This is a genomic window from Kribbella sp. NPDC051620 (assembly GCF_044453825.1).
Taxonomy (GTDB): domain Bacteria; phylum Actinomycetota; class Actinomycetes; order Propionibacteriales; family Kribbellaceae; genus Kribbella.
This window is the reverse complement of record NZ_JBITDB010000001.1, coordinates 1,478,349-1,499,645: the sequence shown is the minus strand read 5'-3', so window position 1 is coordinate 1,499,645 and position 21,297 is coordinate 1,478,349. Positions and strand designations below refer to the sequence as shown.

Here is a 21,297-nt window from a genome sequence, read left to right as displayed (position 1 = left end):
GCGCCGAAAACCGATTGCTGCCGGGGAGCGGTCTCTGGTGTACTCCGGGTTGCAGCACCTCAGCCAAGTAGTTCTCACCAAGGAGCGCACGGAATGCGACCTGACTTCATGTTCACCCAGAAAGGTCACACCTTCTCTTCAAGGGACATGAAGCTGCGTGCTAACTCTGAACTTGGGAATTCTGGCGCATGTCGACGCCGGTAAGACCAGCCTGACCGAGCGGCTCCTCTACGCCGCCGGGGTGATCGACGAGGTCGGCAGCGTCGATGACGGCAGTACCCAGACCGACTCGCTCGCGCTGGAACGCCAGCGCGGGATCACGATCAAGTCCGCGGTCGTCTCGTTCGCGCTCGACGACGTCACGGTCAACCTGATCGACACTCCCGGCCACCCGGACTTCATCGCCGAGGTGGAGCGGGCGCTCAGCGTGCTCGACGGCGCCGTACTCGTCATCTCCGCCGTCGAGGGCGTCCAGGCGCAGACCCGCGTCCTGATGCGCACGCTCCACCGGCTCCGGATCCCGACGCTGATCTTCGTCAACAAGCTCGACCGGCGAGGAGCTCAGCAGACCGAGTTGCTGAAGAGCATCGCGGATCGCCTGTCGGCCGGCGTCATCGCGATGGGTGAGGCGACGAGTCTCGGCAGCCCCGGCGCAGGCTTCACGCCGTACCGGCGCGACGACTCCGGCTTCTTGCAAACGTTGATCGAGGTACTTGCCGTCCATGACGATCAACTGTTGACGACATATGTAGAGAACGAAGCTGCCCTCTCGTACGACGTACTGTGGGCCAAGCTGGCAGATCAGACGCAGCGGGCGCTCGTGCATCCGGTGTACTTCGGATCCGCGATCACCGGCGCCGGCACCGACGAGCTGATCGCGGCGATCCGCGAACTGCTGCCGGCGGCCGAAGGCGACGTCGACGGACCCGTGTCGGGGTCGGTCTTCAAGGTCGAGCGTGGCCGGGCCGGGGAGAAGATCGCGTTCGTGCGGATGTTCTCCGGCGCGATCCGGACCCGGGACCGCCTGCGGTTCCGCGGCGACCGGGAGTCGAAGGTGACGTCGATCAGTGTGTTCGACGGCGGTTCCGTGCTGACCCGGCCGGAGGTGACCGCCGGGCAGATCGGCAAACTGTGGGGGCTCGGCGAGATCCAGATCGGTGACGTGATCGGAGTCGGGGCGAGCAGCTCAGAGAGCGCTTACTTCGCTCCCCCGACGCTGGAGACCGTCATCGCGCCGGTCCGGCCATCGGACAAGGGCAACCTGCAGGTCGCGCTCTCTCAGCTCGCCGAGCAGGACCCGCTGATCAACCTGCGCCAGGACGACCTCCGCCAGGAGACCTTCGTATCGCTGTACGGCGAGGTGCAGAAGGAGGTCATCCAGACGACGCTGGCCGGCGAGTTCGGGATCGACGTCACCTTCCGCGAGACGACGACGATCTGCATCGAACGGCTGGCCGGGGTCGGGACCGCGGTGGAGTTCAACAAGCAGGACCCGAACCCGTTCCTGGCGACCGTCGGCCTGCGGGTCGAGCCGGCGCCGGTCGGCGAAGGCGTCAGCTTCCGTCTCGAGGTCGAGCTCGGCTCGATGCCGTACGCGTTCATCAAGGCGGTCGAGGAGACCGTGTACGAGACGCTGCAGCAGGGAATCCACGGCTGGCAGATTCCGGACGCGCGGGTGGTGATGACGCATTCGGGCTACTCGGCGCGGCAGAGTCACGCGCATGCCGTCTTCGACAAGAGCATGTCGAGCACGGCCGGCGACTTCCGCAATCTCACGCCGCTCGTCTTGATGACGGCGCTGCGGGAAGCCGGTACGACGGTGTACGAGCCGATGCACCACTTCCAGCTGGAGATCCCGACCGACACGACTCGCGGCGTACTGGCCGCGCTGACACGGCTCCGGGCGATCCCGCAGGTACCGGCGCTTGGCACTGAAACCTCTGTCCTGGAAGGAGAAATCCCAGCGGCTGCCGTCTACCAGCTAGAGCAGCAACTGCCCGGCCTGTCCCGTGGTGAAGGCGTGCTCGAATCATCGTTCGAGCGCTATCAGCCCGTCACGGGCCCGATCCCCGACCGGCCGCGCACCGACAACGACCCGCTCAACCGCCGGGACTACCTGCTCCACGTCCTCCGGCGAGTGTGATCAGCAGTCAGCGGCTGAGGTAGGACTCCAGGGCGTCTGCCGCGCCGGCCGCACCGCCCGCGGCGTGGATGTGCTCGGCCATCGCGGCGAGGTTGGCGCGGATGCCGGCGTCGGCGGTGATCTCGTCGACGATTGCCCGCAAGAGATCCGCGGTGACGTCGTTCGGGAGGCGGCGGCCGAGGCCCAGCTCGGTGACCCGGTCGGCGTTGGCGGACTGCTCGGCGGTCTGCGGGTAGGTTGCCAAGGGCACCTGGTTGAGCAGGGACTCCATCACCGAGTTCATCCCGGCGTGGGAGAGGAACACATCCGCGTGCTCCAGGACGACCGGCTGGGGGAAGTACGGGCGGACATCGAAGTTCGGTGGGATCTCGCCGAGATCGGCCGGTGAGACCTCGTTGCCGATCGCCATCGCGACGTTCCAGCCGGTACCACCGAAGGCCTTCGCGCAGGTGGTGAAGAAGTCGGGACGGTCGTTGACCGCGGTACCGAGCGAGATGAAGAGCAGCGGCGAGCCGGGTGACATCCAGTCCGAGACGGCGGTGCGCGCGCCGATCGCCGGGCCGGCGAAGTGGAAGCGCTCGTCGAAGGTCTCTCCCGACAGCTGGAACTCGCGCGGGATGAAGACGAGGTTCAGCGGCGCGATCGCCCCCGCCGTGGCGACCGTCTCGAGCGGTACGCCGAAGTCCTTCGCGTACTGCGCCCGCGCGGCCAGGAACTGCTGGAACTTCGGGTGCGTGGGGTCGAAGTCGGCCGGTACCAGCGCCTGGGTGAGGTTGAAGTGCTCGTTGCCGGCGAAGTTGGCGACCGTGGCTGCCTCGAGCAGCCGGAGCTTGGCCGCGAGCGCCGGGCCGATGAACGTCATCATGTCGTAGACGAACAGATCCGGCCGGTCGCCGACCAGCCACTTCTCGACCGCCGGCGTCACCCGCCGCGCACTGGCCACGAAGCCGGTCAGCATCCTGGCCAGATCCTCGGTCGTCTGCCCGGTCCGGGCGACCTTGATCGCCTTCGGCTCCCAGTCCAGCTGGACGAACTCGGCCCCGGCCGCGCGGACCGCGTCGCCGAACGCGGGCCCGGTCGCATAGGTCACCCGATGCCCTCGCCGGACAAGCTCGGCAACCAGCGGAAGAGTCGGATTGATGTGCCCCGCGGCCGGGATGGTCAGGAACGCGATGTGCTCAGCCATTAGATCCACATCGTCCCCACCCGACGCCCCGCCCTCCAACCCATTTACCCGATCAGGCAAACCCGACGGATCAAAGGTCCACGGCCAGGGTCACCGATTTCGGTGCGAAGCCGCGGCTCTCGTACAAGCGCAGGGCCGCCGTGTTTTTCGCGTATGCGGTGACGTGCAGGCGCGCGGCCCCGCGCTCCTTGGCCCACTCGGCGAACGCGTCCACCAAATGTCCGCCGACACCTTGTCCCCGCAGGTCGGCGCGGACGTACATGCTCACCAGTTCGGCCTTGCTTCCGACCCACATGTCCGACGCCTCGGCGAACATCCCGACCAGATGACCGGCGACCTCGCCATCGTTCGCAGCAACGAGTACCAGCGCTTGCGGATCGGTCAGCAGGTCAGCGCACCATTGTGCGCCGTGGGTGGCCGGCCAGTCTGCGTTGCGGAGGGCGTCGCGGGTTGCGGCGTCCTCCGCGAAGAGGGCAGCGCTGGAGGCGACGACGCCGGGTAGGTCGTCGGTGGTGGCCGGCCTGATCTCCATCGGTTTACTCCTTCGTGCCGATGACTGTGGTGGCGTAGAGCTCCTCGGACGTGGTGATGCGGGGCGTGAGGCCGGCCTCGGTGAGGATGGCGGCGGCAACCGGGGCTTGGGCTTCGGTTGTTTCTGTGAGCATGCTGCCTCCCGGGGCCAGCCAGTGGGAGGCTTCGGCTGCTACCTCGCGGAGGATGGTCAGGCCGTCGGTGCCGCCGTCGAGGGTGGTGTGGGGTTCGTGGAGGCGGGCTTCGGCCGGGAGGAAGGCGATCTCGTCGGTGGGGACGTAGGGGACGTTCGAGAGCAGGACGTCGATGTGGCCGCGCAGCGCGGGTGGCAGGGCGGCGTACAGGTTGCCTTGGGTGACTTGGCCGCCGATGGGCTCGACATTGCGGCGGGCGCAGGCGACGGCGATGGGGTCGAGGTCGGCGGCGTACAGGGTGATGTCGGGTCGGCCCGCGTGGACGGCGACACCGAGGGCGCCTGAGCCGCAGCACAGGTCTACGACGATCGAGCCGGGGCGGGTGAGCAGGAGCGCCTCTGCGACCAGGTGTTCGGTGCGGCGGCGTGGGACGAAGACGCCGGGGTCCAGCAGGATGCGCAGGCCGCAGAAGTCCGCGTAGCCGACGATGTGTTCGATCGGCAGCCCGGCGACGCGTTGCTCGACCATGTGGGTGAGTTCGGCGTCGTCGCGGGCTGCCGCGATCAGCAGGTCCGCCTCGTCCTCGGCGAAGACGCAGCCGGCGGCGCGAAGGGTGCGGACGATCGTTGAAGTAGTGATGCGGTCAGGTTACTGGAACGCGTTCACGCCGGTGAGTTCGGCGGACAGCGTCCACAGCCGCGCGGCCGAGGCGGGATCGACGGCATACGGCCGTACTCCGGGCGCATCGTCGGTCGACAGCTCCGCGATCTCGCAGTCCTCGCAGAAGACGCCGCCCTGGCCGTCGAGCTGCGGCGAGGTGGCCGCCCACACCGAGGTCGAGGCGCCCCCTTCGGGAGTCTTGAACAGATCCGGTCGCGCCGGGTTGCCCTCTTCGTCGATCCACCCGAACCCGACCATCTCCTCACGCTGCAGATGCCGCTGCAGCGGCGTCAGGATCCCACCCGGGTGCACCGCGAACGCCCGTACGCCGGAATCCTTGCCCAAGGCATCGAGCTGCACCGCGAACAGCGAGTTGGCCGTCTTCGCCTGCCCGTACGCCGCCCACTTCTCGTACCCCCGGGTGAACTGCGGGTCGTCCCACCGGATGTCCGACCGCCGGTGCCCCGACGACGACAGCGCGACGACTCGCGCCCCGCCGTCAGCGGCCAGCGCCGGCCACAACCGGTTGGTCAACGCGTAGTGCCCGAGGTGGTTGGTGGCGAACTGCGACTCCCAGCCCGGCCCGACCCGCGTCTCCGGGTTGGCCATCACCGCCGCGTTGTTGATCTGGATGTCGATCGGCCGCCCGGAGGCGAGAAAGTCCGAGGCGAAGCTCTCGACACTGGCCAGGTCGGCCAGATCCAGTTCACCGACCTCCACGCCGGCGACGTCAGAGAGCGCTTCCCGAGCTGCGTCCGGGCGCCGGGCCGGTACGACGACCTGGGCGCCCGCCTTCGCCAGCGCGCGGGTGGTCTCGATCCCGATGCCGGAGTAGCCGCCGGTGACGAGCGCGAGCTTGCCGGTCAGGTCGATGCCCGCGAGGACCTCGTCCGCCTTGGTGCCATGGCCGAAGCCCGAGCCGATCTTGTGTTGTGGAGTGCTCATACCCATCACACTAGGAACTAGAGCTCACTCTAGGTCAAGCTCGATGGTCAGGCAGCCAGGTGTGGATTCGCCTTCAACGACTCGGCGAGGCGCTGGAGCGCCGGGTTCGGGCTGTCCGGACTCCACGCCGCATGCAGCGTCACCGAGTGCGCGTCCGCCGCGTCGAGCTCCCGGTACCGCACACCGGCAACGCCCATCGCCATGATCGACCGCGGGATCAGCGCACACCCCAGCCCGGCCCGGACCAGCGCGAGCATCGTCGGCACCTGCGAGGCGAGCTGGCTGACGGCGTACCGGTTCATCCCGATCATCGCGGCGCAGATGTCATGCAGGTACTGCGACCCTTCGGGGCTGTAGCCGATGTAGTCGTCCGTCACGTCGGCCAGCGAGACAGCGCTCTCTCCGTCAGCCAGCTTGTGATCAGCCGGTACCGCGAGCACGAGATCCTCCGAGTGCACCAGCACCGAGTCGAACTGCGCCGGGATCGGCGGCCGGACGATGCCGAGATCGATCTCCAGGTTCGCGAGCGCCTCGAACTGATCCGGGCTCACCAGCTCGGTCAGCTCCGCCGTCACCGCCGGCGTCCGCTTGCTCACCATCGTCAGGAAGTCGGCCAGTACGGCGTACGCCCCGATCGCCGTGAACGCGATCCGCAGTGTCCCGGTCTGCCCATCTGCCGCTCGCCGTGCCGCGTCGGGAGCGACCTCCAGCAACGCCAGCACTCGCCGCGAATGCTCGAGGAAGACCTGTCCGGCGGCGGTGAGCCGCACTCCCCTGCCGGTCCGGTCGAACAGGCTGACGCCCAAAGAGCGCTCCAGCCCCTGGATCTGCCGGGTCAGCGGCGGCTGGGTCAGGTTGAGCCGCTGGGCGGCGCGGCCGAAATGCTGTTCCTCGGCGACCGCGACGAAACCGCGCAACTGCTGGAGGGAGAGATCCATGCTGATGCCCTCACGGTATCGGTCGATGCGGAAATGGGCTTGGACGAGCATAACGGAAAGCCCTTACCTTCGGGTCAACAGTTCAGACCCGAGGAGTCAGCTTGTCCAAGCTTGCCGTGGTGATGACGCCCGACCGGGCCGACGACGTGTGCAGCCCGCAGACTCGGGAGCTGCTGAACCAGCGGTTCGACGTCCGCTGGGCCGGTCCCGACCTGAGCCCCGAGGTGGTCGCCGAACTCGCTGCCGGGAGCGACGTGCTCCTGACGAGCTGGGGTACGCCGCACCTGGAAAAGGCGCTGTGGGCGGACGGCAACGGCCCGAAGGTGGTCGCGCACGCGGCCGGTTCGGTCAAGAAGCTCGTCGACCCGGCGATCCTCGACGAAGGCGTCGCCGTCTTCTCGGCCGGCACCCGGATCGCGTGGTCGGTCGGCGAGTACTGCCTCGCGTCGATGCTCACACTGGCGCGCAGGCTTCCGCAGTTCGACCAGGCGCTCCGCGCCGGCGGCTGGAAACAACCGCAACTGAGGGGTGGCGAGCTGGCCGGCCAGCAGGTCGGCATTCTCGGCGCCAGCTCGACGGCCCGCGCGCTGATCACGCTGCTCAAGCCGTTCGGTTGCGACATCGCCGTCTACGACCCGTACCTGACAACGGAACGCGCGCAGCAACTCGGCGTGCGGGTGGTTGAGCTGGACGAGGCGTTGCGGTCCCGGTTCGTCTCCATCCATGTGCCGGACGTGCCGGAGACCCGTGGACTGGTGACGCGGAAGCTGATCGAGCAGTTGCCGGACGGCGCGATCGTCGTCAACTCCTCGCGGGGACCGGCCGTCGACCAGTCGGCATTGCTGGAGCACTGCCTGGACGGCCGGCTGTTCGCGGCGCTGGATGTCTACGATCCGGAGCCGCCGAAATTCGAGCCCGACGTACTGGCCGCGCCGAACCTGCTGCTCACGCCACACATCGCGGGCGACACCGTCGAAGGTCACCTCGCACTGGCAGGCTATGTCGTCCAGGACGTTCTCAAGTGGCTCGACGGCGGCGTCCGTGGTCCCAGCTTCGTCGATCCAGCGGTCTGGGCGATCGCGGCATGAGCAGGATCAGATCCGTCGAGGTCTTCCCGGTCGCGGTGCCGTTCGCGCGGCAGTTCGTGCTCGGCAGCGGTGCGGTCGGCTCCCCGGACAAGGCGCCGGACCAGTCGGCGGCGGTGCTCTTCGTGAAGCTCACGACCGAGGACGGGGTGGTCGGTTGGGGCGAGCAGAGAGCGCTTCCGAGCTGGAGTTACGAGACGGCGGAGACGATCGCGGTGGTGATCAAGCGTCATCTCGAGCCGATTCTGCTGGAGCTGACGCCGTTCGACGTCGAGTTGTTCCACCAGCGGGTGACGAAGCGGTTGAGTCCCGCGGTCTCGAACGGCTTTCCGTTCGCCCGGGCAGCGGTCGACATCGCGATGCATGATGCCGCGGGGAAGCTGGCCGGCGTACCGGTGCATGCGTTGCTCGGGGGGAAGCTGCACGACGAGATTCCGTTGTGCTCGGCGATCGGTGTCGGGGCGCCGGACGCCGTGCGGGAGCATGCTGAGCAGTCCTCGGACTATTCGGCGTACAAGGTGAAGATCGGCGGGGACCTGGACTCCGACGCGGCCGCGATCGAGACGGTCGCGGAGGTGGCCGGCGCCAAGCCGCTGTGGCTGGACGCCAACCAGTCGTACCGGCCGAGCGCGCTCAAGCAGCTGCTCGACCGGACCAGCCAGGTCCGGACGATTCATTGCGTCGAGCAACCAGTACCGAGCACCGACACGCTCGCGATGCACCGGCTGCGTGAACTGATCGACCTGCCGATCGCGATCGACGAGGGCAGCTTCACCGCGCAGGACCTGGCCCGAGCGGTCCGGCTCGACGCCGCTGACCTGGTCGTCGTGAAGATCTGCAAAGCCGGTGGCCTGCGCAATGCCCTGAAGACCGCTCAGGTCGCGCTCTCCAACGGGATCGAGATCCTCGCCAGCGGCCTGACCGACTGCGGCATCGGCTTCGCGGCCGGCCTGCATCTGTTCAGCCAGCTCGAACTGGCACTGCCCGCGGAGCTGAACGGGCCCGAGCTGCTCTCGGACCTGTACGTCGAGGGGCTCACCATCACCAAGGCCGTCGCGACGGTCCCCACCGCGCCCGGTCTGGGCGTCCAGATCGACGAGGACCGCATCCGCGCCGAGTCGATCACCCTGCTCTTCACCTAGAGGAGTAACCCTTATGTCCCCTGAGCTGTCCCGCCGCAGCTTCCTCAAGTACACCGGTGCCGCGGTAGCCGCCTCCGGAGCACTCACAGCCTGTTCGTCAACGCCCAAAAACGCTGCCACCTGGTCGATGTGGTCGAGCAGTCCCGCCGAACGCAAGGTGTGGCAAGACTTCAGCAAGTACGTCGAGCAGCAACTGAAGCTCGAATCGATCCCGACCCTCACCCCGTCCGGCGGCTACCCGACCAAGCTCGACCTCCAACTCGTCAGCGGCACTGCCAGCCTGGTGACCGCGCTGAACGGCACGCTGATCCCGACCTACGCCTCCCGTGGCGCCCATCAGCCACTCGACGACCTGATCGCCGCCGACCCGGACTTCACGACCGACGACTTCTACCCGCTGAGCCGGAAGATCTCCTCCTTCAACGGCAAGACCTACGCGATCGGCTTCGACGTCGCGCCCACGGTCATGTACTACAACAAGTCGCTCCTGACCAAGGCCGGGATCGAGCTGCCGTCGAGGACCGAGCCGATGAGCTGGGAGACCTTCCGCGAACTGGCCAAGGAGCTGACGAAGCCACCGGACCAGTACGGCTTCACCTGCGCGCCGGCGATCGACGACCTGGTGTCGTGGATCTACTGCGCCGGCGGCAACGTGATGAACGACGACCAGTCGGTCAGCACCCTGAACCGGCCGGAGGCGATGCAGGCGATCCAGTTCGTGATCGATCTGTTCGTCAAGGACCAGGTGACACCGCCGATCAGCAACCTGGTCACCGAGAGCTCACTGTCCAACTTCATGGAAGGCAACGTCGCCTTCATGCAGAACGGCCCGTGGCAGGTGGTCAACGTCCGCAAGGCGAAATTCGACTGGGACGTCATCCCGTTTCCGGCCGGTCCGGTCGGAAGTACGCCGAGAGTGTCCGGCTCGTCGTTCGCGATCCCCTCCGGTGTCAAAGGCAAGGATCTCGAGCTGGCCTGGCGACTGCTCAAGACCCTGACCAGCACCGGAGCCCTCGACATCTACGCGAAGGCCGGCCGCAACAACCCGGCCCGGCTGTCTGCGGGCAGCGCGTTCAAGCCGCCGCCCGACAACCTCGGAGTCGTGCAGGACATCCTGGCCGGCAAGGTGGCCGGTGGGCACGCGTTCGACGTGACGACCAACTGGAACCAGGTCAAGCAGCTGCTCGGTCAGGACCTGCCGCGGACGTTCCTCGGCCAGGTGTCCGTGCCTGACGCCATCAACGGGCTGACACCTCGGCTCGACGTACTGATGAAGCAGCACCAGGACAACATCCGCCAAGCCGAAGCCCGGAAGGGGTGATCCCGGATGGCTGTCGACACCCTGCCCGGGCAAGCGGCGACGAGCGCCAAGCCTCCGCCGACCGGACCGACGCCACGCTGGCGGAACAAGGAGACCCTGGCCGCCTGGCTGTTCATCCTGCCCAGCCTGATCGGCTTCCTGATCTTCACCGCCGGCCCGGTGGTCGCGGCGGGCGTGATCTCGCTGCTGAACTGGAACCTGTTCAGCAGCCCGACCTTCGCCGGTCTGAAGAACTTCTCCCGGCTCGGCCCTGATCCGACCTTCTGGTCGGCGCTCGGCAACACGGCGTACTTCACCTTGGTGAGCGTTCCGCTGACGATCCTGGTGAGTCTCGGGCTGGCCTTGCTGCTCAATCAAGGGCTGCGCCGGATCGCCGTCTTCCGGTCGCTGCTGCTGTTGCCGTACGCAACGATCACCGTAGCCGTCGCGTTCGTCTGGATCTGGCTCTACATCCCGCACGGCGGCCTGGTGAACACCGTGCTCGGCTGGTTCGGCATCGACGGACCGGCGTGGCTGATCAGCGACAACTGGGCGATGCCCGCGCTGATTGCGATGAGTGTCTGGAAGAGCTTCGGGTTCGGCATGGTCGTCTTCCTGGCCGGACTGCAGGCGATCCCGCAGCAGCTCTACGAGGCGGCCAAGGTGGACGGCAGCTCGACCTGGCAGAGCTTCCGCAGCGTCACCCTGCCGATGCTGTCGCCGGCGCTGTTCTTCGTCGTCGTGACCTCGATCATCGGCTCGTTCCAGGTCTTCGACCAGGCGCTGATCATGACCAACGGCGGGCCGGGATCGCGCACCACGACGCTCGTCATGTACATCTACCGGACCGGCTTCGAGAACTACGACCAGGGGTACGCCGCGGCGCAGTCGCTGGTCCTGTTCGGGTTCATCGTCGTCATCACCGCGGCCCAGTTCGTGCTGCAGCGGAGGCTCGTCCACTATGACAACTAACGTCCTGACCCCGCTGCTGAAGAACCCGGTGGCCACTCGCAAGCTGGTCGTCTTCGCGTGCTACCTGGTGACCGCGCTGACGCTGGTACCGGTCGTGATGATGGTGCTCGTCGCGTTCCAGTCGGATGCGGAGTCGATGGCCGCGCAACCGTCCTTCTGGCCGAGCAGCTGGCATCCCGAGAACCTGAAGCGTGCCTTCGAGCTCGTCCCGCTCGGCCGGTACCTGCTCAACACGATCATCTTCGCGGCCGGTACGACGCTGCTGGAGACCGTCACGGCCGCGCTGGCGGCGTACGCGTTCGCCCGGCTGAACTTCCCCGGCCGGAACTGGCTGTTCGGCATCTATCTGGCGACGCTGATGATCCCGTCGCAGGTCACGCTGATCCCGCAGTTCATCCTGGTCGCGAAGCTGCACGGCATCGACACCTGGCCGGGGATGATCCTGCCGCACGCGTTCACCGCGCTCGGCGTCTTCCTGCTGCGGCAGTTCTTCCTGGGCATCCCGCGCGACTACGAGGAGGCGGCCCGGCTGGACGGCGCCAACCGGTGGCAGGCGTTCACCCGGGTGATCGTGCCGCTGGCGGTGCCGGCGATCGCGACGCTCGCGGTGTTCAAATTCATTGGTCAGTGGAACAACCTTCTGTGGCCGCTTGTCATCTCCAACAGCGACTCGACCCGTACCGCGGCCGTCGGTCTGCAGGTCTTTCAGGACACCAACGGCACCCAGTGGAACCTGCTGTTGATGGCGGCCACCATCACCACGGTCCCGTTGATCGTGCTCTTCTTCCTCACCCAACGCTGGTTCGTCAGAGGCATCACCATGAGCGGGCTCGGAGGCCGCTGAAAACATGACCTACACCTGGTCCGTCTTCACCAAACCCTGGTCCGGCCTGCCCGGCGACGAGCTGGGCAGGCTCGTCGCCGGCCTCGGCTTCACCGGCGCCGAGATCCCCGTCCGCGACACCGCCTTCGTCACCCCGGCCACCGCCGAGTCCGGCCTGCCGCCCTTCGTCGAGCAGCTTCGCGCCGCGGGCGTCGAGCCGATCAGCATCGCGAGCGACCTCTCGGAGAGCGCGTTCTCGGCGGCGGCCAAGGCCGGCGTCCCGATGATCCGCCTCATGGCCCCGATCGGTCCGGACGGTTATGCGGCGTCGGTACGCCGAATCCGTCAAGAGCTCGAGGACGCCGCGGCACTCGTCACGCAGTACGGCGTACAGGTCGGTGTGCAGCAGCATCACGGCAAGTTCGTCACCTCGTCGCTCGGTGTGCTGCAGTTGCTGGACGGCCTCCCCGACGAGTTCAAGGTCGTCTGGGACGCGGCCCACGACGCCCTCGCCGGCGACGACCCCGCCATCACCCTTCCCTTGGTCAAGCACCGCCTGGGCATCGTCAACCTGAAGAATGCCAAGTACATCCCGACCGGCGAAGGCTGGAAGACCTGGTTCGGCCAGGCCGACGAAGGCCTCGCCGACTGGACCGCCGTCTTCGCCAACCTCCACGACTACACCGGCCCGATCTGTCTCACCGGCCAGTACTCGGATGCTTCCGTGCCGGTGGAGGAACGACTCGTCAGAGATCTGCGCACCGCTGTCACATCTTCGGCGGCCGCTCCGTCAGGGGAGTATGACTGAACGGATGAAGAACCCGGCCGTGATCCTGCCGGACGCGATGACCGGGATCCAGAACATCTACAAGGCGATGTACAAGGGCGGCGTCCCCGCCACCACCCTCGAACTCGTCCACCTGCGAGCGAGCCAGATCAACGGCTGCTCGGCCTGTATCCACGGCGGGATCCACAGCGCCAAGAAGAACGGCGAGACCGACGAGCGGCTGCACCAGGTCGTCGCCTGGCGTGAGTCCGAGCTGTTCACCGACGCCGAGCGGGCGGCGCTGGCGATGGCCGAGGCCGCCACCCGGCTGGCCGACCGGCCGGACGCGGTGACGGATGAGATCTGGGCCGAGGCCGCCAGCCATTTCGACGAGACACAGCTCGCGGCGATCGTGTTGATGATCAGCCTGACCAACCTGTTCAACCGGCTCAACACCACCGTCCGCGCGCCCGCAGGCGCCACCTGGGCCTGACCGCTCCTGCCATCATGGCCTGATGAAGTACATCTTGCTGATCTACGGGAACACGGAGACGTGGGACGCGCTCGACGCGGACGGGATCGAGGCGGTGTACGAGGTGCATCGGGAGATCGTGGCCGAGACTCGGGCCAGGGGTGAGTTGCTGGCCTCCGACGGGCTGACCAGCGACAATGCGCGGGTGGTCCGGGTCTCGGACGGGGTGGCGGCTGTCACTGACGGGCCGTTCACGGAGGCGAAGGAAGTGCTGGCCGGGTACTACCTGCTCGAGTGCACGCTGGAGCGCGCGACGGAACTCGCGGCGCGGCTACCCGAGGCCCGGTACTCCCCGATCGAGGTCCGCGCGCTGACCGAACCGATCGAGGAATAGCTTCCGGCGGTCCAGGGACTTGCCGGTCTCAGCTCGGCGTTGACCTGAGACCGGCGAGCCACTGATTCGGCCGGTGTCCCCAGCCGCAGGCTGGGGGTTCATCCGGTCTGCTCAGCCCAGCTCGTTCAGCTGGGGCAGCTCGGCGCCAGGGTGACCCCACCTGAGGCGGGCTGATCACCCATCCCCCGGCCACCCCGGACGAACAGTGTCGCGCCCCGCTCGGGCGCCGGAGCACCGTCGTCGAGACGCAGTGTGGTGGTGAGGCCGTTACTGAGCCTCAGCACCGCCACGCGGCGCGGCTGCCCGGGCAGAATCGACGAGTTCACCTCGTGGACGCCGGTACAGACCGCCGGTTGAACAGCAGCCCGGCCGAGTTGCGAAGTACCGTGACTCCTCACACCACGGCACTGCTCGGCGAGCTTTATCAACGCTGACACACATCCCCCTCTCTTTGTTCCCCCGAGGAACAGTTGTTGACGGGACAACTGCGGTCCTGCGGTTTCTGCCGCTTGAACGGAGCAGCAGTTGCCACAATTCCGGGCCTGACGGGGCACGGAAGTGATCCCGGCAGCCTTGCTCACGGTGACGGTCTTTTCAAGGGATGACCGCGGGAATCCCGCCTGCCGGAACTGTTGTCCACGAACTGCTGCCCACTGAAACCGCTGACAACGATTCCAACGGCGATCCGCCTTGGAAAAAAGGGGAAACGAGTCAGCGCGACGTACTCGCGCGGGTGATGATCCGGTGCGGAATCATCACCCGCCGGGGGGTTGCGTCCTTGTCCGCCATCCGTTCGGCGAGCAGGTCCAGCGCCGATTCGACGAACCGGCGGCGGTCGAAATCGACCGTTGTCAGCGGCGGAACCGTGTACCGGCTTTCGCCGATGTTGTCGAAACCGGCGACCCCGCAATCGCCCGGTACCGCGACGCCCGCCGACCACAGCGCCGACAATGCGCCGACCGCGATCGTGTCGGTGAAACAGAAGAACGCGTCGGGTAATTCGTGACTGTCGATGTACCGCCCGACGACCGCCGCGGCACCCTCGGGGCTCCAGCGGTCGAGGCCGATCTCCAGCTCGGAGTCGGGCCCGATGCCGGCTTCGGCGAGGACCTCGCGATAGCCCTGGGTGCGTAGCCGCGCTGCCGCCGTACCGGGCGCATCCGTCGAGCCGCCGATCCGGCCGGTGCCACTGGAACCACTCGGGATCTCCGGCGTCCCGACCGCCGCGATCCGCCGGTAGCCCTGGTCGAGCAGATGCCGGGTCATGTCGCGTGCGGCGGCGACGTTGTCGATCGCGACCTGGCTGACCATGTCCTGGTCCACGTCACCGATCAGCACGACCGCCGGCAACGGACCGGCCGTCATCACCGCGCTGTCGTCGAGGTTGACCGGATTCAGGATCAGCCCGTCGACCAGATGCGCCCGCGCCTTGGAGAGCAACTCGAACTCACGCTTCGGCTCGGCGGCCGTCTGCTCGATCTGCACACCCCAGCCGCGCCGGTGGGCCAGCTCGACGACCAGGTGGGTGATCTCCGCGGAGTACGGCCGGAGCAGGTCGGGCAGCGCGAGCCCGATCATCCCGGACCGGCCGTTGCGCAGTCCGCGGGCGCTCATGTTGGGCACGTAGTCGAGCTCGGCCAGCGCCTGCTCGACCCGTTCCCGCGTCTCCGGCCGGACGAACACGACGCCGTTGATCACGTTCGACACCGTCTTGGGTGAGACCCCGGCCAGCTTGGCTACATCCTTGACCGTGGCGCGCATGGACCCATTGTCACCGACCCCTCGTGATTCCGTGCGATGCCTACGTTGTCAGTACTTCGACGCGCCGCGGCTCAGCGCGTGGTGAGCGCGCCGCCGTTGACGTGCAGGGTCTGGCCGCTGATGTACCGCGCGGCCGGCGAGGCGAGGAAATGGATCGCGGCCGCGATGTCGCCGACCTCGCCGTGCCGTTTGACGGTGGTTGCCGCCAGCAACTGCTGGCGCCGCTCGTCGGTCAGCCGGTCCTGGAAGAACTCGGTGCCGGTGGTGAAGCCCGGGGCCACGACGTTCGACGTGATGCCGCGCGAACCCAGCTCCGCGGCAACGTCCTGGTTCCAGGTCGCCAGGGCCGACTTGGCCGCGCCGTACGAGCCTGAGCCGCGAGTGCCGGCGATCGAGCCGATGTGGACGACCGCTCCCCCGGCGGCGAGCCTGGGTGCGAGGGCGGTGGTCATCAGGACGGCGGTCAGGACGTTGGCGTCGTAGTTGGCGAGCCAGTTGCTCTTCAGGATCGCGAGGTCGCCCTCGTCGCCGGGCGCGCCGAAGTCGGTGTTGCCGCCGGCATTGTTGACGAGCGCGTGCACCTCCCCCGGCAACTGGTCGACCAGCCGGCGTACCTGTTCGGGATCGGTCCCGTCGCAGACGAACGCCCGCGCGCCGAGTTCCGCCGCGGCCTTCTCCAGTACGTCGGCCCGCCGTCCCGTGATCACCACCTGATCGCCGTCCGCGCGGAATCGCTCCGCCGCCGCCTTGCCGATTCCCGTCCCACCGCCGGTCACCACGATCGTCCTGGACACGCCGTCTCCTCGTTTAGGTCTAAATGTTTAGCTCTAAACGTAGCATGGATTCGTGGACGCCTACCCTCTCGATACGCCGAGCCCGTACCCGCCGGCCGCCATCGCCGCAGCCTGGCAGCGCGAGCGGCCGGGCACCCCGACCGATTCGATCGGCATCGTCACTCCGCTGTGGCGGCTGGCCAAGCTCTTCGCCGACGACCGGCGCCGGCTGCTCAACGACCTCGGCGTCGACCCCGCCACGCTCGACCTGCTCAGCACGCTGCGCCGAGCCGGTACGCCGTACGAACTGACGACCCGCCAACTCGTCGAGCAGACGCTGGTGACGGCCGGCGCGATCTCGCAGCGGGTCGGCCGTGCCGAGCAGGCGGGACTGGTGGTACGGCGGGCCGAAACCGATGGCTCCCGCGCCGTCGTCGTCTCCCTCACGCAAGCCGGCCACGCCCTGATCGAGCAGACCGTCGACCAGGTGCTCACCCGGGAGTCAGACCTGGTCTCGTCGCTGACCGCGGACGAGCGCGAACTGCTCGCGAGCAAACTCCAGACCTTGCTCGATGACGTGAGCGACCGTCTGCGTCAGTTGCCGAAGCGGTGAGGGTCAGTTGACGGTGGCGGTCTCCGGGGTGGCGAGGTCGGGGGTCGTGGCCGGGCGGCGGGTGGGGATGAAGGCGGCGATGAAGAAGGCGATCAGGGCCGCGGCCGAGCCGATGGCGAGGATCACCCGGAAGCCGTCCTTGGACGGGACGCTGACCGGGCCGAGGCTGATCGTGAGGTGGGCGAGGATGACGCCGGCGACCGCGCTCGAGATCGACGTACCGATCGAGCGGCTCAGCGTGTTGAGGCTGTTCGCGGCGGCCGTCTCCGAGACCGGGACGGCGCCCATGATGAGGGCCGGCATCGCGCCGTACGCGAAACCGATGCCGGCGCCGATCACGGCCGAGACGATGATCAGGTGCCAGACCGCGCCCATCGCGACGATGCCGAGCGCATAGCCGGCCGCGACGATCAGGGCGCCGATCATCAGCGTCACCTTCGGACCGCGGGCCTTCGAGACGGAGGCGGAGATCGGTGCCGTCGCCATCATCACCAGACCGGATGGGCCCATCACCAGGCCGGCGGTCAGCATCGACTGGCCGAGGCCATAGCCGGTTGCCTTGGGCAACTGCAGGAGCGTCGGCAGGACCAGCGACATCGCGAACATCGCAAAGCCGAAGACCGCCGACGCGATGTTGGTCAGCAGTACCTGCGGCCGGGCGGTCGTCCGGAGATCGACGAGCGGCTGCGAGGACCGCAGCTCGAACCAGCCCCAGACGAGGAACACCACAACAGCCGCCGCGAGCAGACCGAGTGTGGAGGCAGAACCCCAGCCCCAGTCGGCACCCTTGGAAATCGCGAGCAACAGGCAGATCAGCCCCGCCGAGAGCCCGGCCGCGCCGACCAAGTCGAACCGGCCGCCGGTACGGACCGCAGATTCAGGGACGAACGTCAGTACCAGCGCAAGCACGACGACACCGAGGCCGGCCGAGGTCCAGAAGAGCACATGCCAGTCCGCGCGATCCGCCAGGAACGCCGCGGCAGGCAGACCGAGCGCGCCACCGACACCGAGCGAGGCGCTCATCTGCGCGGTCGCGGAGCCGAGCCGGTCGGCCGGCAACTCGTCGCGCATGATGCTGATACCGAGCGGGATGACCGCCGAGGCCATCCCCTGCAGGATCCGGCCGATGAGCATCGGCGTGAGCGAGTCACTCAGCGCCGCGATGACCGAGCCGGTGATGAGCAGTCCGAGGCTGACCAGGAGCATCCGGCGCTTGCCGTACATGTCGCCCAGGCGGCCGACCACGGGTACCGCGACTGCCGCGGCGAGCAGTGTTGCGGTGATGACCCACGCCGTACCGGACGCCTTGGCGTGCAGCAGCTTGGGAAGTTCGGGGATCAGCGGGATGACGAGGGTCTGCATCAGCGAGACCACGATGCCGCCGAAGGCGAGGACCGCCACGACGGCGGTGGGCTTCGGCGACTGGGACACCTCGGCCGAATCGGCAGGGGCAGTGGGCACGAGGGCCTCCGGGGTGGGCGATTCGCAGGATTGGGCTTGGAATGACGTTAAGTCAGTCAGTTGACTTAAGCAAGTGAGCTGACAGACTGGTCGCAGGACGAGGCGAGAGGTGCATCGATGACGGCGGCCGAGAAGACCGCGCGGGCCGACCGGGCCGGCGCGACCCGTGACGTGATCCTGGCGACCGCGGAGCGGTTGTTCGCCGAGCACGGCGTCTTCGCGGTCTCCAACCGGCAGATCAGCGAGGCCGCCGGGCAGGGCAACAACGCCGCGGTCGGCTACCACTTCGGCACCAAGACCGACCTGGTCCGCGCGATCGTGCGCCGGCACACCGACCAGATCGAGCAACTGCGGGTGCGGATGCTGGCCGAGCTCGGTCCTGAGCCGGATGTCCGCGACTGGCTGGGCGCGCTGATCCGCCCGCAGACCGAGCATCTCGCCGAGATCGGGCCGCCGACCTGGTTCGCGCGGTTCAGCGCGCAGTTGATGACGGATCCCGGGTTGCGCCAGATCATGGTCGAGGAATCTCTGACCTCACCGTCGCTGCAGCAGGTCGTCAACGGGCTCAGGAGCGGCCTGCCCGACCTCGCTCCCCCGGTACGGCGTGAGCGCGGCGACATGGCGCGGCTGCTGATGGTGCACCTGCTCGCCGAGTACGAACGCGATCTCGCCGTCGGCGCACCGGTCGCGCGGGCGACCTGGCAGCAGACGGCGACTGGCCTGATCGACGCCCTGGTCGGCCTCTGGACCGCCCCGACAACGGTCTGACCCGGTACCGCCGCCTTCACCCTCCCATAGAAGGTTGGCGCCGGACCTACGCGTGGCGGCGGAGCGTAGTACGGGAAAAGTCTCTACAGGTGGGTCAATGAGAGACTGGAATGCATGCCTGCCACGATTTTCGCCGACAGCCACGACGTCATCCAGGTCCGCGGAGCGCGGGAGAACAACCTCGGCGGGGTCTCCGTCGACATCCCCAAGCGCCGGCTGACCGTCTTCACCGGAGTCTCCGGCTCCGGCAAGTCCTCCCTCGTCTTCGACACCATCGCCGCGGAGTCCCAGCGGCTGATCAACGAGACCTACACGGCCTTCGTGCAGAACTTCATGCCGAGCCTGGCCCGCCCGGACGTCGACGCGCTGCGCAACCTGAGCGCCGCGATCATCGTCGACCAGGAACGGATCGGCGCCAACGCGCGCTCGACGGTCGGTACCGCGACCGACGCGCACACGATGCTGCGGATCCTGTTCAGCCGCCTCGGCAAGCCGTCCGCCGGACCGCCGTCGGCGTTCAGCTTCAACCGGGCCGAAGGGATGTGCCCGACCTGCGAAGGGCTCGGCAAGGCCTCCGAGATCGACCTGGACGAGTTCGTCGACCGGTCGCTGAGCCTGAACCAGGGTGCGGTGAAGGTGCCCGGCTACAACGTCGGTACCTGGTACTGGCAACTGATGGCCAAGTCCGGGCTGTTCGACCCGGACCTGCCGCTGCAGGACTATCCGGCCGAGGTGTGGGAGCAGTTCCTGTACCAGCCGGCCACGAAGGTGAAGGTCGGGACCAGCAACCTCACCTTCGAAGGCCTGGTCAGCAAGGTGAAACGCAATCTGCTCGCCAAGGACCGCGAGTCGATGCAGAACCACGTCCGGGTGTTCGCCGACCGGGCGGTGAAGCTGGTCCGGTGCCCGTCCTGCGACGGCGCGCGGCTGAACGCGGCGGCGCTGGCGGCGCGGATCGACGGGGTCGGGATCGCCGAGTGCTCGCGGATGCAGATCAGCGAGCTGGCCCAGTTCATCGGCGGAATCAAGGATCCGTCGGTCGGGCCGATGCTCGAGGGACTGCACGCGACACTGGAGTCGATGGTCGAGATCGGGCTCGGCTACCTCAGCCTCGATCGGGAGTCGTCGACGCTGTCCGGTGGCGAGGCGCAGCGGGTGAAGCTGGTCCGGCATCTCGGTTCGTCGCTCACCGATGTCACCTACGTCTTCGACGAGCCGACGGTCGGGCTGCATCCGCATGACATCGCGCGGATGAACGAGTTGCTGCTCCAGCTGCGCGAGAAGGGCAACACGGTGCTCGTCGTCGAGCACAAACCGGAGACGATCCAGATCGCCGACTACGTGGTCGACCTCGGGCCTGGCGCAGGTCAGGCGGGAGGGCGGCTTTGCTACGCAGGCGATCTGGCGGGGTTGAAGAAGTCCGGCACGCTGACCGGGCGGTACCTCGATCACCGGGTCGGCCTGCGCGATCAGGTGCGGCAGCCGACCGGTCAGCTGCGGATCGAGGGAGCGTCGCTGCACAACCTGCGGGACGTGACCGTCGACATCCCGCTCGGCGTGCTGACCGTGGTCACCGGGGTGGCGGGATCGGGGAAGAGCTCACTGATCCACGGGTCGCTCGCCGGGCGCGACGGGGTGATCGTCGCCGGGCAGGATCCGATCAGGGGTCGCGGCGGAGCAACCCGGCGACGTACACGGGTCTGCTGGATCCGATCCGGGCGGAGTTCGCGAAGGCGAACAAGGTGAAGCCGGGGTTGTTCAGCGCCAACTCGGTCGGCGCCTGCCCGACCTGCAAGGGCCTCGGGGTGGTCTACACCGACCTGGCGATGATGGCCGAGGTCGCGTCGGTCTGCGAGGACTGCAACGGGGCCCGGTTCACGCCCGAGGTACTCGGCTATCTGTTGCGCGGCAAGAACATCAGCCAGGTGCTGAACATGTCGGCGACCGAGGCGCGCTCCTTCTTCGACAAGGGCCCGGCCCGGGCGATTCTGGATCGGCTGGTCGCGGTCGGCCTCGGCTATCTGGGCCTTGGGCAACCACTCACCACTCTGTCGGGCGGCGAGCGCCAACGCCTGAAACTGGCGATCCACATGGGCCGCAACGGCTCGACCTACATCCTCGACGAACCGACCACCGGCCTGCATCTGGCCGACGTCGACCAGCTCCTCACTCTTCTCGACCAACTGGTCGACGAAGGCAACACACTCATCGTGATCGAACACCACCAAGCAGTGATGGCCCACGCCGACTGGCTGATCGACCTGGGCCCCGGCGCCGGCCATGACGGCGGCCAGATCGTCTTCACCGGCATCCCCGCCGATTTGATCGAAAGCAGCGCTTCCCTCACCGCCGAACACCTGCGCCGGTACGTCGGTGCGCCGGTGACCGTCGACGTGTAGCGCGGGCTGCTTGCCGCGTTGGCGGATGGTA

General features: G+C 67.7%; 20 protein-coding genes and 1 pseudogene. 12 read left to right on the top strand and 9 right to left on the bottom strand.

The window, feature by feature from the left end:
* Positions 1–172 precede the first annotated feature (172 nt).
* Positions 173–2,143: a GTP-binding protein gene (locus tag ACIA12_RS06595; protein ID WP_396365794.1), complete on the top strand. Its 1,971-nt coding sequence runs from the start codon at positions 173–175 to the stop codon at positions 2,141–2,143.
* A gap of 7 nt (positions 2,144–2,150) precedes the next feature.
* Here the strand turns inward: ACIA12_RS06595 and ACIA12_RS06590 are convergent, their stop codons facing one another.
* From ACIA12_RS06590 to ACIA12_RS06570, 5 genes are all read right to left on the bottom strand, one after another.
* Positions 2,151–3,329 (bottom strand): macrolide family glycosyltransferase, encoded by a 1,179-nt coding sequence (locus ACIA12_RS06590; RefSeq protein ID WP_396365792.1) that lies wholly within the window; start codon positions 3,327–3,329, stop codon positions 2,151–2,153.
* A gap of 70 nt (positions 3,330–3,399) precedes the next feature.
* On the bottom strand, positions 3,400–3,861 hold the full coding sequence (locus ACIA12_RS06585; RefSeq protein ID WP_396365791.1) for a GNAT family N-acetyltransferase: 462 nt from the start codon (positions 3,859–3,861) through the stop codon (positions 3,400–3,402).
* A gap of 4 nt (positions 3,862–3,865) precedes the next feature.
* Positions 3,866–4,618: a putative protein N(5)-glutamine methyltransferase gene (locus ACIA12_RS06580; protein WP_396366034.1), complete on the bottom strand. Its 753-nt coding sequence runs from the start codon at positions 4,616–4,618 to the stop codon at positions 3,866–3,868.
* Between the two features lie 24 nt (positions 4,619–4,642).
* On the bottom strand, positions 4,643–5,599 hold the full coding sequence (locus ACIA12_RS06575; protein WP_396365789.1) for an SDR family NAD(P)-dependent oxidoreductase: 957 nt from the start codon (positions 5,597–5,599) through the stop codon (positions 4,643–4,645).
* A 47-nt stretch (positions 5,600–5,646) separates the two neighbouring features.
* Positions 5,647–6,537: a LysR family transcriptional regulator gene (locus tag ACIA12_RS06570; protein WP_396365787.1), complete on the bottom strand. Its 891-nt coding sequence runs from the start codon at positions 6,535–6,537 to the stop codon at positions 5,647–5,649.
* 101 nt (positions 6,538–6,638) lie between these two features.
* Here ACIA12_RS06570 and ACIA12_RS06565 point away from each other — a divergent pair, with 101 nt between their 5' ends.
* From ACIA12_RS06565 to ACIA12_RS06530, 8 genes are read left to right on the top strand one after another with little or no spacing between them, the layout of a single operon-like run.
* Positions 6,639–7,625 carry a hydroxyacid dehydrogenase gene (locus ACIA12_RS06565; RefSeq protein WP_396365786.1) on the top strand — a complete coding sequence of 329 codons (987 nt, stop codon included), beginning with the start codon at positions 6,639–6,641 and terminating at the stop codon, positions 7,623–7,625.
* Positions 7,622–8,764: a mandelate racemase/muconate lactonizing enzyme family protein gene (locus ACIA12_RS06560; protein WP_396365785.1), complete on the top strand. Its 1,143-nt coding sequence runs from the start codon at positions 7,622–7,624 to the stop codon at positions 8,762–8,764. Before ACIA12_RS06565 ends, ACIA12_RS06560 begins: the two co-directional genes overlap by 4 nt.
* Before the next feature lie 13 nt (positions 8,765–8,777).
* The gene (locus tag ACIA12_RS06555; protein WP_396365784.1) at positions 8,778–10,085 is read left to right on the top strand and encodes an extracellular solute-binding protein; all 1,308 of its coding nucleotides are present in this window, start codon (positions 8,778–8,780) and stop codon (positions 10,083–10,085) included.
* A 6-nt stretch (positions 10,086–10,091) separates the two neighbouring features.
* Positions 10,092–11,036, top strand: coding sequence for a carbohydrate ABC transporter permease (locus ACIA12_RS06550; RefSeq protein WP_396365782.1), 945 nt, complete (start codon positions 10,092–10,094; stop codon positions 11,034–11,036).
* On the top strand, positions 11,026–11,880 hold the full coding sequence (locus ACIA12_RS06545; protein ID WP_396365781.1) for a carbohydrate ABC transporter permease: 855 nt from the start codon (positions 11,026–11,028) through the stop codon (positions 11,878–11,880). The genes ACIA12_RS06550 and ACIA12_RS06545 overlap by 11 nt, the downstream gene beginning before the upstream one ends.
* A gap of 4 nt (positions 11,881–11,884) precedes the next feature.
* Positions 11,885–12,667 carry a sugar phosphate isomerase/epimerase family protein gene (locus tag ACIA12_RS06540; protein ID WP_396365780.1) on the top strand — a complete coding sequence of 261 codons (783 nt, stop codon included), beginning with the start codon at positions 11,885–11,887 and terminating at the stop codon, positions 12,665–12,667.
* A 4-nt stretch (positions 12,668–12,671) separates the two neighbouring features.
* The gene (locus ACIA12_RS06535) at positions 12,672–13,118 is read left to right on the top strand and encodes a carboxymuconolactone decarboxylase family protein (RefSeq protein WP_396365779.1); all 447 of its coding nucleotides are present in this window, start codon (positions 12,672–12,674) and stop codon (positions 13,116–13,118) included.
* Positions 13,119–13,140: 22 nt separating this feature from the next.
* Entirely contained in the window at positions 13,141–13,491 is a 351-nt protein-coding gene (locus ACIA12_RS06530; protein WP_396365777.1) for a YciI family protein, read from the top strand.
* 125 nt (positions 13,492–13,616) lie between these two features.
* Here the strand turns inward: ACIA12_RS06530 and ACIA12_RS06525 are convergent, their stop codons facing one another.
* The 3 genes from ACIA12_RS06525 to ACIA12_RS06515 all read right to left on the bottom strand — a co-directional run bounded on the left by ACIA12_RS06525 (position 13,617) and on the right by ACIA12_RS06515 (position 16,046).
* Positions 13,617–13,928: a hypothetical protein gene (locus tag ACIA12_RS06525; RefSeq protein WP_396365776.1), complete on the bottom strand. Its 312-nt coding sequence runs from the start codon at positions 13,926–13,928 to the stop codon at positions 13,617–13,619.
* A 274-nt stretch (positions 13,929–14,202) separates the two neighbouring features.
* Positions 14,203–15,252, bottom strand: coding sequence for a LacI family DNA-binding transcriptional regulator (locus ACIA12_RS06520; protein WP_396365774.1), 1,050 nt, complete (start codon positions 15,250–15,252; stop codon positions 14,203–14,205).
* A 71-nt stretch (positions 15,253–15,323) separates the two neighbouring features.
* Positions 15,324–16,046, bottom strand: coding sequence for an SDR family NAD(P)-dependent oxidoreductase (locus ACIA12_RS06515; protein WP_396365773.1), 723 nt, complete (start codon positions 16,044–16,046; stop codon positions 15,324–15,326).
* A 52-nt stretch (positions 16,047–16,098) separates the two neighbouring features.
* Between ACIA12_RS06515 and ACIA12_RS06510 the strand changes: the two genes are divergently transcribed.
* Complete coding sequence (locus tag ACIA12_RS06510) at positions 16,099–16,638, top strand: MarR family winged helix-turn-helix transcriptional regulator (RefSeq protein ID WP_396365772.1); 540 nt, start codon at positions 16,099–16,101, stop codon at positions 16,636–16,638.
* A gap of 3 nt (positions 16,639–16,641) precedes the next feature.
* On the opposite strand, the gene ACIA12_RS06505 is transcribed toward ACIA12_RS06510, so the two are convergent.
* Entirely contained in the window at positions 16,642–18,099 is a 1,458-nt protein-coding gene (locus ACIA12_RS06505; protein WP_396365771.1) for an MFS transporter, read from the bottom strand.
* 117 nt (positions 18,100–18,216) lie between these two features.
* Here ACIA12_RS06505 and ACIA12_RS06500 point away from each other — a divergent pair, with 117 nt between their 5' ends.
* Positions 18,217–18,867, top strand: coding sequence for a TetR family transcriptional regulator (locus tag ACIA12_RS06500; protein WP_396365770.1), 651 nt, complete (start codon positions 18,217–18,219; stop codon positions 18,865–18,867).
* Between the two features lie 114 nt (positions 18,868–18,981).
* Positions 18,982–21,266, top strand: a pseudogene (locus tag ACIA12_RS06495) (excinuclease ABC subunit UvrA).
* Positions 21,267–21,297: the final 31 nt, after the last annotated feature.